Annotated in this window: 11 protein-coding genes and 1 pseudogene; 1 reads left to right on the forward strand and 11 read right to left on the reverse strand. The window is 66.4% G+C overall.

What is annotated here, in order from left to right; translation table 11 throughout:
• Positions 1-20: 20 nt before the first annotated feature.
• From BM397_RS07010 to BM397_RS07030, 5 genes are all read right to left on the reverse strand, one after another.
• Positions 21-1,910: a bifunctional sugar phosphate isomerase/epimerase/4-hydroxyphenylpyruvate dioxygenase family protein gene (locus BM397_RS07010; protein ID WP_092420330.1), complete on the reverse strand. Its 1,890-nt coding sequence runs from the start codon at positions 1,908-1,910 to the stop codon at positions 21-23.
• A gap of 13 nt (positions 1,911-1,923) precedes the next feature.
• Positions 1,924-3,198, reverse strand: coding sequence for a TRAP transporter large permease (locus BM397_RS07015; protein WP_092420333.1), 1,275 nt, complete (start codon positions 3,196-3,198; stop codon positions 1,924-1,926).
• A gap of 3 nt (positions 3,199-3,201) precedes the next feature.
• Positions 3,202-3,732, reverse strand: a complete 531-nt coding sequence (locus BM397_RS07020; protein WP_092420336.1) for a TRAP transporter small permease — start codon at positions 3,730-3,732, stop codon at positions 3,202-3,204.
• 63 nt (positions 3,733-3,795) lie between these two features.
• Complete coding sequence (locus BM397_RS07025; RefSeq protein WP_092420339.1) at positions 3,796-4,806, reverse strand: DctP family TRAP transporter solute-binding subunit; 1,011 nt, start codon at positions 4,804-4,806, stop codon at positions 3,796-3,798.
• An 11-nt stretch (positions 4,807-4,817) separates the two neighbouring features.
• Entirely contained in the window at positions 4,818-5,720 is a 903-nt protein-coding gene (locus BM397_RS07030; RefSeq protein WP_092420342.1) for a shikimate dehydrogenase, read from the reverse strand.
• Between the two features lie 179 nt (positions 5,721-5,899).
• On the opposite strand from BM397_RS07030, the gene BM397_RS07035 reads away from it, so the two are divergent.
• Positions 5,900-6,589: a TetR/AcrR family transcriptional regulator gene (locus BM397_RS07035; RefSeq protein ID WP_092420345.1), complete on the forward strand. Its 690-nt coding sequence runs from the start codon at positions 5,900-5,902 to the stop codon at positions 6,587-6,589.
• Here BM397_RS07035 and BM397_RS07040 read toward each other — a convergent pair.
• The 6 genes and pseudogenes from BM397_RS07040 to BM397_RS07060 form a co-directional block, all read right to left on the reverse strand.
• Positions 6,586-7,269 (reverse strand): aspartate/glutamate racemase family protein, encoded by a 684-nt coding sequence (locus tag BM397_RS07040; protein ID WP_092420348.1) that lies wholly within the window; start codon positions 7,267-7,269, stop codon positions 6,586-6,588. The genes BM397_RS07035 and BM397_RS07040 overlap by 4 nt on opposite strands.
• Positions 7,270-7,320: 51 nt before the next feature.
• Entirely contained in the window at positions 7,321-8,646 is a 1,326-nt protein-coding gene (locus BM397_RS07045) for a TRAP transporter large permease (protein WP_245695972.1), read from the reverse strand.
• A 138-nt stretch (positions 8,647-8,784) separates the two neighbouring features.
• Positions 8,785-9,282 (reverse strand): annotated as a pseudogene (locus tag BM397_RS29635) (TRAP transporter small permease); the annotation flags it as partial.
• 97 nt (positions 9,283-9,379) lie between these two features.
• On the reverse strand, positions 9,380-10,348 hold the full coding sequence (locus BM397_RS07050; RefSeq protein ID WP_092420354.1) for a TRAP transporter substrate-binding protein: 969 nt from the start codon (positions 10,346-10,348) through the stop codon (positions 9,380-9,382).
• Positions 10,349-10,582: 234 nt separating this feature from the next.
• The gene (locus tag BM397_RS07055; RefSeq protein WP_092420357.1) at positions 10,583-11,686 is read right to left on the reverse strand and encodes an LLM class flavin-dependent oxidoreductase; all 1,104 of its coding nucleotides are present in this window, start codon (positions 11,684-11,686) and stop codon (positions 10,583-10,585) included.
• A gap of 61 nt (positions 11,687-11,747) precedes the next feature.
• On the reverse strand, positions 11,748-13,280 hold the full coding sequence (locus BM397_RS07060) for an MFS transporter (protein WP_092567370.1): 1,533 nt from the start codon (positions 13,278-13,280) through the stop codon (positions 11,748-11,750).
• Positions 13,281-13,367: the final 87 nt, after the last annotated feature.

A 13,367-nucleotide genomic window follows, 5' to 3' on the forward strand; every position in this document is an offset into this window, starting at 1 on the left:
ATTTGGCGTCACGGTCAGGCTCAGGCTTGCGGAATCCCCTTGGGTGGCCCGAGGCGCTTCTGCGCGGCGATGCGGAAGGGCGCGTTCGGCCCGCCATAGCCCTTGTAGCCGGGTCCGCGCTGGATGATCTCGAAGAACATGCCGCCTGCGAAGGCGCGGCTGTAGACCTGGAAGAACTCCGCCTCGCCTTCGCGGTCGTAGAGGATGTTGCCGGCCTGCAGCTTCTCGAGCAGCCCCTCGGGCATGTCGAAGCGTGCTGCGAGGTCGTCATAGTAGTTGCCCGGGATCGGGAGCGGCTGGAAGCCGAGCTCCTGCATCCGTGCCACCGTGGCGAAGATGTCCTCGGTCGAGAGCGCAATGTGCTGCACCGAGGCACCGAAGGTCGAGGCGAGGAAGCGGCCAGCCAGCGTGCGGTGGGTCTCGGCGCCGTTGAGGGTGATCTTCAGCCGGCCCGCCGCGCTTTCCACCACCTGGCTGCGCACCAGCCCGTCGGGGTCGATCACATCGACCATCGGCGATTTGCGCATGTCGAAGAGCGCGCTGTAGAACAGCGTCCAGCTCAGCATATCCTCGTAGGACATGGTCTGCGCGAGGTGGTCGACATGGGTGATGCCCGCGCCTTCGTCCTTGCTGCCCGGAATCGCCTCGAATTCCACGTCCCAGACCTCTCCGAGGCCGCTGGTGCCGTCGATGAAGTGCAGGACCGAGCCGCCGAGCCCGCGGATCGCCGGGATCGCCAGCTCGCCCGGCCCGGTGGGCTGCGAGAAGGTCGGCGAGCCGAGCGCGTTCGCGCGGGCCACGGTATCCTGCGCCGAGGAGACCTGCAGGCCGATGTCGCAGACCGACAGGCCGCGGGTGTTCCAGACGTGGGCGGCGTGGCCCTCGGTTTCGGAGTTCACCACGATGCGAACGTCACCCTGCTGCCAGAGGGTGATCGCCTTGTTACGGTGCTTGGCGGCGTTGCGGAAGCCGAGCGTGCGCAGCATGGCGGTCAAGGTCTCGACCTCGCCATCGCGGGCGGCGAATTCGACGAAGCTCACGTCCTCGGCGCGCACGCGCGGCGGGATGGCGGGCATGTCGATCTTCGTTTCCGGCTCGGCGCGGCGCACATCGTCCATCAGCGCAATGAGCGAACGGTAGCCGTCCTGCGCCGTGGCGCGGGCGTTGCTGCCGCGGAACTGGTCGTTGAAGATCTCGAGGCTGATCGGACCGGTGTAGCCGGCTGCCATGACTGCCTGCATGAAACGCTGCACGTCCAGATCACCCTCGCCGGGCATGTTGCGGAAGTGGCGCGACCAGTAGAGCAGGTCCATCTCGATGGCCGGGGCGTCGGCGAGCTGAACGAAGAAGATTTTCTCGCCGGGGATCGCGCGGATCGACTCCGGGTCGAGCTTGCGACCCAGCGTGTGGAAGCTGTCGAGGATGATCCCGACATTGGGGTGATCGGCTTGGCGCACGATCTCCCAGGCGTCGCGGTGATCGTTGATATGGCGGCCCCAGGCCAGCGCCTCGTAGCCGAGACGGATGCCGCGCTCCCTGGCGATCTCGCCAAGCTCGGCCAGGTCGTCCGCGGCGCGCTTGATGCCGCCGAGCGAGCGGGGATGCACCGACGAGCAGATCAGGATCAGATCGGTCCCCAGCTCCTGCATCACGTCGAACTTGCGCTTGGCGCGGTCGAAGGCCTTGGACCGCAGCGGCTCGGGAAGGCATTCGAAATCGCGGAAGGGCTGGAACAGCGGGATCTCCAGCCCGTGGTCGCGGATCATCCGTCCCACATCCCGCGCGCCACCATCATGGGCAATGAAATCCTGCTCGAAGATTTCCACGCCGTCGAAACCAGCGGCGGCGATGGCTTCGAGCTTTTCGGGCAGGGTGCCCGAGATCGAGACGGTGGCGATCGCGGTTTTCATGGGGAGTGCCTCCTCAGTAGCCGAGCACGCGCGGCAGCCAGATGACGGTCTGCGGTACGAATGTCAGGATGAACAAGACCAGCACCTCGACGAAGAAGAAGGGCATGATCGCGCGGATGAGCTTGGCCATGCCCACATTTGCCACCCCTTCGGCGACGAAGAGACACAGGCCCAGCGGCGGGGTGATCAGGCCGATCATCAGGTTGAAGATGACCAGAATGCCGAAGTGCGTGGGATCGACGCCCATCGACACGGCGATCGGGTGCAGGATCGGCACCAGCACCAGCATCGCCGCGATGCCTTCAAGGAACAGGCCGACGAAGAGGAACAGCACGATGACGGCCAGCAGGAAGGTGGTCTTGCTGTCGACGTTGGCCAGCACCCAGTCGGTCAGCATGTTGGGCACGCGGTTGTAGGTCAGCAGCCAGTTCGCCGCCGAGACCGCCGCGATGATGATCAGGATCACCGCGCTGTCGCGCATCGCGCCCGAGAAGATCCTCGGCAGGGCCGAGAGGCGGATGTTGCGGTAGACGAAGAGGCCGAGGATCAGCGCGTAGCCCACGGCGAAGCTCGCGGCCTCGGTCGGGGTGACGATGCCCAGCAGGATCGAGCCCACCACCAGCACCGGCATCAACAGCGGCAGGATGCCCTGCAGCAGCGCCTGGCCGTTCGACGGACCGCCGATGCCCGCCGCCTCGTGGCCCTTGTCGACCTTGACGGTCATCATGACGTAGGCCGAGAGGAACACCGCCAGCAGGATGCCGGGGATCACGCCCGCGAGGAACAGCGCCGGTACCGAGACGCCCGAGACGATCAGCGCGTAGATGATCACCGGGATCGACGGCGGGATGATCGGACCGATCACCGAAGAGGCGGCGGTCAGCGCCGCGGCGAAGGCGCGGTCATAGCCGTGCTTTTCCATTTCGGGGATGAACACCCGGCCGATCGCCGAAGTGTCGGCCACGGCCGAACCCGACAGGCCCGCGAAGATCACCGAGGCCCAGATGTTCACCAGCGCGAGCCCGGCGCGCATGCGGCCCACCAGCACGTTGGCGAAGGCGATGATGCGTCCCGTGATGCCGCTTTCGTTCATCAGCTCGCCGGCCAGCACAAAGAGCGGAATGGCCAGCAGCGGGAAGGAGTTGAGACCCTTGAAGATCTCGGTCGGCACGATGCGCAGCGTGTAGGGTGCCTCGCCGGTGCCCATGAAGAACAGCAGTGCCGCGAGGATCGCCACCGCGATGGGGGCACCGGCCAGCAGGCCGCCGATCAGGATGATGTAGACCATGGATCAGACCTCCTCGGCGCGGCCCGAGAGCCGCTGCATGAGTTTCAGCGCCGCCGCGATCGCAAGGAGCGCGCCGCCGAAGGCGATGGCGTATTGATAGGGGCCGACCTTGCCGAGCCAGGTGAGCGCCTCGATGCCGGTGCTCTGCGCGAGGGCGTCGGCAGTGCTTTTGAGCCCGGAGGAGGCGACGTCGCCCCGGCGCAGGGCAAAGACGTGCCCGGCGTAGGCGAGCGCGATGCCCGTTGCGACGCCGACAGCGTCTGCGGCAACGAAGAACCAGTGGCGGACGCGCTTTGGCAGCATGTCGGAGACCACGGTGAAGCGGATGTGGTTATCGCCAAGATAGGCCAGCGCAAGACCGAACATCACCCCGTAGATCGTCAGGTAGATCGGCAGTTCCTCCCCCCACGGGACGGATCGCCCGACGGCGTAGCGCCGCAGCGAATTGACGAAGATGATGATGAAGACCAGCGCCATGCTGAGACCTGCGCCGAAGGCGAAGACCCACCGTGCGCCGCGGATGAGACGATCCATCTTGGCTCCTCCAAAGAAGAGGCCGGGCCACGCAGGGCGGGCCCGGCCGGATGTCATGCGGGGTTACTGGGTGGCGTCTGCGACAGCGGACTGCAGACGGTCGATCCATTCTGCATCGTCACCCAGCTCGCCACGCAGGTATTCGACAACCGCGGGCTGTGCCTTCTCGGCGAAGGCGGCGATTTCGTCCGAAGTCGGTGCATAGACCTGCATGCCCTCGGCCTGCGCCTTGCCGACGCCCTCGGCGGTGTTCCACTGCTGGATCGCGCGGCCCATGGTGCCGGCCACGCGGGCGGCCTTGGAGATCACTTCCTGCTGCGCCGGTTCCAGCATGTCATAGAACTCGTCCGAGATCACGATGAAGTCCGCAGCGTAGACGTGGCCGTCCAGCGTCATGTACTTCTGCAGCTTGTGCAGGCCGTTGTTGTAGATCACGCCGACCGGGTTCTCCTGGCCGTCGACTACGCCGGTCGAGAGGGCGTTCGGAAGTTCGGTCCAGGCGATCGGGGTCGGCTCGCCGCCGAGACCCTTGACCATCTCCACGTAGAGCGGGATCGGCTGCACGCGGAACTTCAGACCTTCCATGTCCGCGGGCGATTTGATCTCGCGGGTGTTGTTGGTGAAGTTGCGGAAGCCGGTCTCGCCGTAAGCCAGCGTCCGCAGACCGGTCTGTTCGAGGCAGTGTTGCGCCAGCTCGTCGCCGAAGGGGCCGTCCAGCACGTCCCAGGCAACGGTCGCCGAGGAGAAGGTGTAGGGGATGTCGAGCACCGAGGCCGCCGGGCAGACCTTGGACATGGCGCCAGAGACCAGTGCAACCTGGGTCAGGTTGTCCTGCACCTGGGCCACCAGCTCGTCCTCGTTGCCGAGCGCGCCGGCGGGGAAGAGCTCGACGGTCATGTCCGACTCGCTCTCGACGATGTTCTTGAAGATCTGCGCCGCAGCGCCCTTCTTCGAGCCGGTCCAGTCGTCCGGGTCGACGTGGGCGACGCGCAGCGTCTGTGCCCCGGCGGTGGTGGCGGCAAGGCTGCCGCAGAGCGCGGTGACCGCGAGAAGGGTCTTGGTGATCGAACGCATGAGTTCCTCCCTTAGCGTTTCGTATTGGCCGCGTCTTGCGCGGGCTGGTCGAAGGCATCGAACGTCGCCTTCATACGTACCGGGTCGGCGGGCCGCCCGGTGAACAGTTCGAACGCGCGAACCGCCTGAAACACGGCCATGCCGGATCCCGGCAGGACGCGGCAGCCCTTGGCGCGCGCGGTCGCGATGAGTTGTGTCTCCAGCGGGAAATAGACGATGTCGGCAACCCAGAGGCTTTCGTCGATCAGGGTCTCGTCGATCGCCATTCCCGGCAGCTTCGCCATGCCCATGGGAGTCGCGTTGACCACGCCGTTCGGCTTGTCCTCGGCAAAGAGCTCGGCGAGGTCACTGACCGCCTGCGTCTGCGCGTCCGGGCGGTTCGAGGCGACGAGCTTTGCCAGCCCCTCGGCGCGGGCGGGATCGGTGTCGAAGATCGACAGTTTCTTCACGCCGCAATCCGCCAGCGCGTGAGCGACGGCGACGCCTGCGCCACCGGCCCCCAGCAGCACCGCGTGATCCGTTTCCGCGCCGGCAAGGCCGCGGCGGAAGCTTTCGGCAAAGCCCCACATGTCGGTGTTGTGGCCGATGCGCTTGCCGTTCTGGAAGACCACGGTGTTCACCGCGCCCACGGCGCGGGCGTTCTCGCTCAGCTCATCGAGCAGGGGGATCACGTCGATCTTGTAGGGGTAGGTGATGTTGAGGCCATCGAAGCCCGCGGCCTCGGCCGATTGCACCATCTGCGCCAGGGTCATGTCCCGGCGCTCGGGCGCGTCCATGTCGAGCTTCTTGTAGGTGGTGAAGAGGCCCTGCGCGCGGGCTTCCTGCATCTGCATGAGGGGGGTACGCGACAGCGCGATGCCCTGTCCGATCAGGCCGGCAAGCAGGCAGTCTTCCCGTGTTTGCGCGTTATACAAGGCGGTCTCCTCCCGCTTCTTTCGCCATGTGCCGCTGGTCCGCGGTCTGCCCGTTGAGGCTTTGAACCTCCGGGTTAATTTGTCGTAACATTGAACCCATGGGTTAAATTGTCAAGATAATTGAACCCGCGGGTTAAAAATGTAGGATTACGGCAAAGCTAAGGAGCAGGAGGCAATCCATGGAAACTCGCGAGAAGTCGCGGAAATGGAAACAGAATCCGGAGGCGGTGAAAGCCGACATCCTGCGCGTTGCGAGGGCCGAGTTTGCCCGGTCGGGCCTGTCAGGGACCCGAATCGAAGACATCGCCGCAGGCACGAAAACCTCGAAGCGGATGATCTTCTACTATTTCCAGGACAAGCAGTCGCTCTACGAGGCGGTGCTCGAGGACTGCTACGCCGAGGTGCGGGGCGGCGAGTCCGAGCTCGATCTGGAGGGGCTGCGCCCGGACGTTGCGCTCCGGGCGCTGCTGGAATTCACCTTCGACCACCACTCTCGCAACCCCGAGTTCATCCGGCTCGTGATGATCGAGAACATCCACGAGGCGCGGCACATGCAGAAGATGCACGCGCTGGCGGCGAAGAACGAGCGCGCCATCGGCGTGGTCGAGCGGATCTGCAAGGCGGGCTGCGAGGCAGGGCTGTTCCGCGAGGACATCTCGCCGGTGGCGCTGCATTGGCAGATCAGCGCCGTCAGCTTCTTCAACGTCGCGAACCGCGCGACCTTCTCGACAAACTTCGGGCCGGAGCTTTTTGACGAGGCGGGGCAGGCTTTGCTGCGGCGCACCGCAGTGCGCGGCATCCTGGCGTCGGTGCTGAAGGACGTGAGCCAGCTCGACGCGCTGTGCCCGGCAGACCCGTCGTTGGCCTAGGTGCCGCTGACCAGCTTCGCGGCGTCGAGGATGGAAAAGACCGGCCTGCCGGTGACGCGGCGGATTGCCTCCGCGTAGGGTGGCAGGTTGCCACATTCGAGGACGATGGCGGCAATGTCCGGGGACCGGGCGAGCAGCGCCTCGGCGGCACCACAGACCTCGGCCTGCATCTCATCGGGATCGAAGGCGGCGTGCTGCGCGTCCTTGAGCGCCAGGAAGGTCCCCGAAAAAAGCGCGCTGTCCTGCAGCCCGCCGATCCGCACGTCTTCCGGCGAGGTACCGGCGGCGCGTATTGCCCCCGCACCGAGCGCCGAGGCGGAGGCGGTGAGCACCCCCACCGGGCGGCCCCCGACCATCTGGCGCACCATCGGCAGGAGGCACAGAGCGGACAGCACCACCGGCACCGGCAATGACACCGCGATTTCGCGCTGCACGGTGATCAGGAAGCCGCAGGTCGAGGTGATCAGGCAGGCGCCCTCGGACACCAAGTTTTCGGCGGCTGACTTGAAGGCGGCTACCAGTTCGGGTGCCGGCCTGCCGTCGCGCACGATGTCCGGGCTGCCTGCACCGGGCACCACGCGGATGCGGGCGGGCAGGTGGTAGCTCTCGGGATTACCGGCGTCGCCGGAAATGCGCGGAAAGCGGGTGTCCAGGCTGAGGATGCCGATGAAGGGGGACATGTGTCACCTCGGGGAAGGGGCCGGGAGCGCGGCGGGCGCTCCCGGCAGAACTCATTGCTTGGCCTGTACCATGTCCGGCAGCCAGGTGGCGAGGCCGGGGAAGGCCACCAGCACGGCCACCATCAGCACCATGATCATGAACATCGGCAGCGCGGTGCGGGCGATGTAGCTCATGTCGTGGCGGGTCATCCCTTGCAGCACGAAGAGGTTGAAGCCCACCGGCGGTGTGATCTGCGCCATCTCGACGACCACCACGATGAAGATGCCGAACCAGATGAGATCGATGCCCGCCGCGCGGATCATCGGCTCGATGATCGCCATGGTCAGCACCACTGCCGAGATGCCATCCAGGAACATGCCGATGATGATGTAGAAGACCGTCAGCGCCGCGATCAGCGCCACCGGCGAGAGCTCCCACGCGGCGATCACCCCGGCCAGCGCGCGCGGCACGCCGGTAAAGCCCATGGCCAGCGTCAAGAAGCTTGCCCCCATCAGGATCAGCGCGATCATTGCCGATGTGCGGGTGGCTCCCATCAGGCTCTGGCGGAAGGCGTCCCAGCTCAGCGAGCCCTGCAGCGCCGCCAGCACCAGTGCGCCGATCACCCCGAAGGCCGCCGCCTCGGTCGCCGTGGCGACGCCGAGGTACATCGAGCCAATGACCACGAGGATCAGCGCGATCACCGGGATCAGCAGGGTCGAGGCGCGCAGCTTCTCGGCAAAGGTGGTGTGCGGCTCTGGCTCGGGTGCCTGGTCCTTGCGGACCACCGACCAGATCGCAATGTAGGCCATGAACATGGTGGCGAGCACGATGCCGGGGATGACGCCCGCCATGAAGAGGCCGGTGATGCTCTGCTGCACCGTGACGCCGTAGACGATCAGCGTCAGCGAGGGCGGGATCATCAAGCCCAGCGTCGCTGCGCCCGCCAGCGTGCCGACGATCATGAACTCGGGATAGCCACGCTTGCGCAGCTCGGGGATCGACATCTTGCCGACCGTGGTCAGCGTCGCCGCCGAGGAGCCCGAGACCGCCGCGAAGACCGTGCAGCCCACCACGTTGGAATGCAGCAATCCCCCCGGAAAGCGCGAGAGCCAGGGCGCTAGCCCCTTGAACATGTCTTCGGACAGCCTTGTGCGGTAGAGGATTTCTCCCATCCAGATGAACAGCGGCAGCGAGGTCAGCGTCCAGCTCGACGAGGAGGTCCAGACGGTGATGCTCATCGAGCTGCCGGGATTGCGCGGGGTGAAACCGATCATCCCCATGTAGGCGACCCCCATCAGCGCCAGCCCGACCCAGAGGCCCGAGCCCAGCAGGAAGAACATCACGAAGAGGAAGACGCCGATCTTCAGTCCCACCGCGTCGCGATCGAAGCCGGTCATCAGGTGGATCGCAGCGTAGAGCACCAGCACCGACAGCGCAAAGAGCGCCAGACGCGCCTTCACCGAGCCGAGCGCATCGCGCAGCATCGGCTGGCGCGGGGTGTCGACGCCCATCTGCTTTGTGAACAGCAGCCCGAGCAGGCTGTCGATCACCGCGATGGCCAGCAGCACCGCGCCGACGGCCATGGCGATCTGCGGGATCCACAGCGGCGTGCCGTCCTGGCCCTGGCTGATGTCGTTGATCTTGTGGCTCAGGATCGGGGTCTGCACCGCGTACCAGGCGAAGAACAGCGCCACTGCAGCCGCAGCCGTGTAACACCAGATCTCGATGCCGCGACGAAAGGCGCCGCCACGCTCGACCAGCATGCCGACGCGGATGTGCTCGTTGCGGCGGAAGGTGTCGGCCAGCGCGAGAAAGGATGCCGTGGCCATGGCGTAGCCGGCGTAATTCGCGCCGCCCGGGAACAGGATGCCGAGCCAGCGGGTGGTCATCTGGGCGACCACGAGGCAGAGGATCGAGACCAGCGCCAGCGCGGCCCCGGTACCGGAGAGGGTGTAGAGCCCGTCGGTGAGGCGGCGCAAGGTCTTGCCTGCTATCATCGCGTCGCGGCCTTCCATGTCGGTTTTTGCAGTCATAGCCGTATCGGCGGCCGGCGGGCCCGCACCCCCGGAAGGGACAGGAAGCGCACCCCGGTCAGAGCTGGGGTGCGCGCTGCACCGGCCGGGCCGGTCCTTACTGGGCTTCGTAGGCGTCGACGATGGCCTTGCCGTTCTCGCCGGCGTTTTCCAGCCACTCGGTGGTCATGGTCTTGCCGATCTCCTGCAGCTTGGCGCTGATCGCCTCGCTCGGCGGGTTCACGTCCATGCCGTTATCGGCCAGCGTCTTGACGAAGCCGCCCGCAAGCTCGGCGGCTTTCTCGGCACCGCGCGTCTGTGCGGCGGCCGCCTCGTCGAGCACGCAGGTGCGGGCCGCGTCGGATAGGCCGTCGAGCGCGTCCTTGTTGACGAAGACCGTGTTGCGCGGCAGCCAGGCATTGACGTCGTAGAAATTGGTCATGTCTTCCCAGACGCTTTCATCGACGCCGGTGGCGCCCGAGGAGATCATCGCCGACACGACACCGGTCGCCAGCGCCTGCTTCAGATCCGCGGCCTCCACCTGCGTCGGCACCATGCCGGCGAGCTCGGCGACGCGCGCGGTGATCGAGTTGTAGGCACGGAACTTGGTGCCTTCCATCGCCTCGGGGCTCTCGACCGGCTTGGAGAAATACAGACCCTGCGGCGGCCACGGCACCGAGTAGAGCGGTACGATGTTCTGTTCTTCGAGCACCTTGGCCAGCACCGGCTCTGCGGCGGCGCGCAGCTTCTCGGAGGCCTCGAAGGAGGTGGCGAGGAAGGGAATGGAATCGTAGGCGAAGACCGCGTTCTCGTTGGCGTGGGCCGAGAGCAGGCGCTCGCCGATCTGTGCCTCGCCGAGCTGCACGGCGCGCTTGATCTCGTCGCCCTTGAACAGCGAGCCACCGGCGTGGATGACGATCTCGAGTTCGCCGCCGGTGCATTCCTTGACCGCGTCCGCGAAGGTCTGCGCGTTCTCGGTGTGGTAGTTGTTGGCCGGGTACGCCATCGGCATGTCCCAGGTTTCGGCCGAGGCGGCGCCGGCAAGCGCGGTGGTCAGCGTCAAGAACGCGGCTGCGGTGAGTTTCATGATGTACCTCTCTGTGGTTGCTCGGGTTTTGTTTTCTGTGTCCCGATCCGCCATGTGTCAGTCCCGGCGGCTGTTATTGCAATCACGTTTGCAGAAGTTGCGCGGCAATGGAACGGATGAATTTGTCCCGGTGCCGCTCAGATGGGCTTTCCGGGGGCGGCGGGGACGCAAAAGCCCCGGACAGGCAGGCTGTCCGGGGCGGGGTCTGCGTGAGTGGTGGTGGCTCTTGCGCGGTCAGGCCGCGAAGGAGGTCTTGCGGCCTGCGCCGTTGCGGGTCTTCATCAGCGGCTGGATGTACTGGCCGAATTGTTCCATGCCGATGACGAAATCGTCGAAGGTCAGCATGATGCCCTTGAGCCCCGGGGTCTCGGCAATCTCGTCGAGCATGGCGGCGACCTGCTCGTAGCTGCCGATCAGCTTGAGCATGCCGGTGGGTTGCGGGTTTTTGATGGCGCGCACGAGGTTGGCTGCGGTGGAGCCGTCCTTGGCCACCTTGTCCTGACCGGCCTGCGCCGCCTGCCACTCCAGCGCTTCGATGTCGGTGCCCTGCTTGTAGAGCTCCCATTTCTGGAAGGCGAGTTCCTCGGTGCGGTCGGCGATCAGCATCAGCAGCAGGAAGGCACCGGTGTCGCGGCCGTGCTTCTCGGCGGCGGCGTTGACCTTGGCGACCATCTCCTTCGATGCGCTGGTGTTGTTCATGTCGCCGCCGGCGCCGACAAAGTTGTAATCGCCGTACTTGGCAACGAACTCCATGCCCTTTTCGGACTGGCCTGCGCCGACGATCGGAATGTGTCCATTGGTCGGACGCGGCTCGAGAATGCAGTCGTCCATCTGGAAGAAGTCGCCCTTGAAGTCCGAGCGCCCGTCGCGCCACAGCCCCTGCATGACCTGTGCGTATTCGGCAGCGTAGTCATATCGGCGGGCAAAATGCTCGGGGGTCAGCTCGATGCCCATCTGCTGGTATTCCTTGGGCTGCCAGCCGGTCACCATGTTCACCCCGACCCGGCCCGGCGCGATGGAGTCGAGCGTCACCGCCATGCGTGCCGTCAGCGCCGGTGGCAGGGTCAGCATCGCGCAGGAGGCGAAGAGCTTGATCCGGCTGGTCACCGCGGCGAGCCCCGACATCATGGTGAAGCTCTCGAGGTTCTGCACCCAGTATTGCGACGGCCCGTTGTAGCCGCGCAGCTTGATCATCGACAGCGCGAAGTCGAGCCCGAAGTGCTCGGCGCGCTGGATCACCGCCTTGTTCAGATCGAAGCTGGGCATGGTGTCCGGCGAGGTGGTCGAGATCAGCCAGCCGCGGCGGCCGATGGGAAGGAAGACGCCGATCTGGGTCATGGGTGGTCCTTTCTCTCTGTTGGGCGGTCCGATCTGGGTCGGCTCCTGGGGGCGCTTCGGGTCAGGCAGGCGTATCGCTGCGCAGACCGGCGAGCTTGGGATCAGTGTCGGCAACCGGGCGCGCCGCGCCAATCGACTTGTTCTCGGCGGGGGGCGTAGTTTTTCTCAGCGGTGCGCCCTCCTCGTTCAGCCGCAGCAGCGAAGGCAGGGCAAAGAGCGGGATCAGCGCCATCAACAGGTAGGCGGCGGCGAAATGCTGCGGCTCGAGGCCGGGGGTATCGCCTTGAAGCAGGTGCAGCAGCATTGCCGCGATCGAGATGCCGAGCCCCATGGTCAGCTGCTGGAAGACCCCGGCGGTGGCGGTGGCGCGTGAGAGCTGGCGCGCGGGCACGCCGGCATAGGTGAGCGTGTTGACCGCGTTGAAAAAGAGCGTGCGGATCGCGCCCGAGGCGATGACCAGCGCGATGATCACCCAGACCGGCCAGCCGGGGGTGATCGGCGCGAAGGCGGCGAGACTGAGGCTGCCGGTCAGGGCCAGCGCAATCAGCACCGGGCGGTAGCCGTGGCGGGTGATGAGCCGCTTCAGCAGCGGTTTCGAGACCAGCGAGCCGAGTGCACCGATGGCCGACAAGAGCCCCGCGTGCAGCGGTCGGAAGCCCATGGCGAGCTGCAAGAAGAGCGGTAGCAGGAAGACCGTGGAATTGAGCCCGATCCGGCCGATGCCACCGGCGATGACGCCCACGCGAAAGCGATGGCCAGCAAAGAGCGAGAGCACCAGCGCCGGATGCGCCACCCGGTGTGCGTGGCGGCGGTAGAGCGCGAAGACCAGCGCGGAGAGCGGCAGCAGCGCCAGCCCGACGGCGCCCCAGAGACTGATCGCCTCGAGCCCGAGCTGGAACAGCACCAGCGCCAGCCCGGCCAGCGCGAAGCCCGCAAGGTCGAAGCGCTCGATCTCGGCGCGCGGCAGCGCGAGCAGCGGCGGCACCAGCCAGAGCATCCCGAGCACGGCGGCGAGGCAGATCGGCAGGTTGACGAAGAACAGCAGCCGCCAGTGGTAGAACTCGATCAGCGCCGCGCCGATCAGCGGGCCGATCAGCGGCCCGACCAGCACCGGCACGGTCAGCCAGGTCATGCCGTCGAGCGTGCGCTCCGGCCCGAAGGCGCGCAGCACGATCATCCGCCCCACCGGCGTCATCAACGCACCGCCGAAACCCTGCAGCACGCGGCAGGGGATCATCAGCTCGAAGCTGGGCATGAAGGCCGCCAGCACCGAGCCCAGCGTGAACAGCCCCACCGCGCCGCAGAACACCCGCCGTGCGCCGAACCGGTCGGCGAACCAGCCCGAGACCGGCATGAAGACCGCCAGCGCCAGCAGGTAAGCGGTGACCAGCAGGTGCAGCGACAGCGGCGAGCGCTGCAGATCCTGCGCGATGCGCGGGATGGCGATGGTCAGCAGCGTGGTATCGACCCCCTGCATCAGGAAGGCCAGCGCCACGGTGAAGGCGATGGCGATGCGGTGCGGCTCCGACCGGGTCGGCACGGCGTGCGGCTCGTCGGCGGCGTCGGACGGGAGGTGGCTCGGAGCGTCTGTCATGGCTCCTGCATCCGCCGCCGGGGCCGCTGCGGTCAAAGGAGTTTTCCTAGAGCCCCAGCGCAGGAAATCTCAGCGCCCTGCGGGCTT

The organism is Alloyangia pacifica, from assembly GCF_900116195.1.
GTDB classification, from domain to species: Bacteria; Pseudomonadota; Alphaproteobacteria; order Rhodobacterales; family Rhodobacteraceae; genus Salipiger; species Salipiger pacificus.

Bases quoted from the DNA above. Each gene is read 5' to 3' on its own strand.
- BM397_RS07010 (WP_092420330.1), bottom strand. From the start codon at position 1,910: ATGAAAACCGCGATCGCCACCGTCTCGATCTCGGGCACCCTGCCCGAA.
- BM397_RS07015 (WP_092420333.1), bottom strand. From the start codon at position 3,198: ATGGTCTACATCATCCTGATCGGCGGCCTGCTGGCCGGTGCCCCCATC.
- BM397_RS07020 (WP_092420336.1), bottom strand. From the start codon at position 3,732: ATGGATCGTCTCATCCGCGGCGCACGGTGGGTCTTCGCCTTCGGCGCA.
- BM397_RS07025 (WP_092420339.1), bottom strand. From the start codon at position 4,806: ATGCGTTCGATCACCAAGACCCTTCTCGCGGTCACCGCGCTCTGCGGC.
- BM397_RS07035 (WP_092420345.1), top strand. From the start codon at position 5,900: ATGGAAACTCGCGAGAAGTCGCGGAAATGGAAACAGAATCCGGAGGCG.
- BM397_RS07040 (WP_092420348.1), bottom strand. From the start codon at position 7,269: ATGTCCCCCTTCATCGGCATCCTCAGCCTGGACACCCGCTTTCCGCGC.
- BM397_RS07045 (WP_245695972.1), bottom strand. From the start codon at position 8,646: ATGACCGGCTTCGATCGCGACGCGGTGGGACTGAAGATCGGCGTCTTC.
- BM397_RS07050 (WP_092420354.1), bottom strand. From the start codon at position 10,348: ATGAAACTCACCGCAGCCGCGTTCTTGACGCTGACCACCGCGCTTGCC.
- BM397_RS07055 (WP_092420357.1), bottom strand. From the start codon at position 11,686: ATGACCCAGATCGGCGTCTTCCTTCCCATCGGCCGCCGCGGCTGGCTG.
- BM397_RS07060 (WP_092567370.1), bottom strand. From the start codon at position 13,280: ATGACAGACGCTCCGAGCCACCTCCCGTCCGACGCCGCCGACGAGCCG.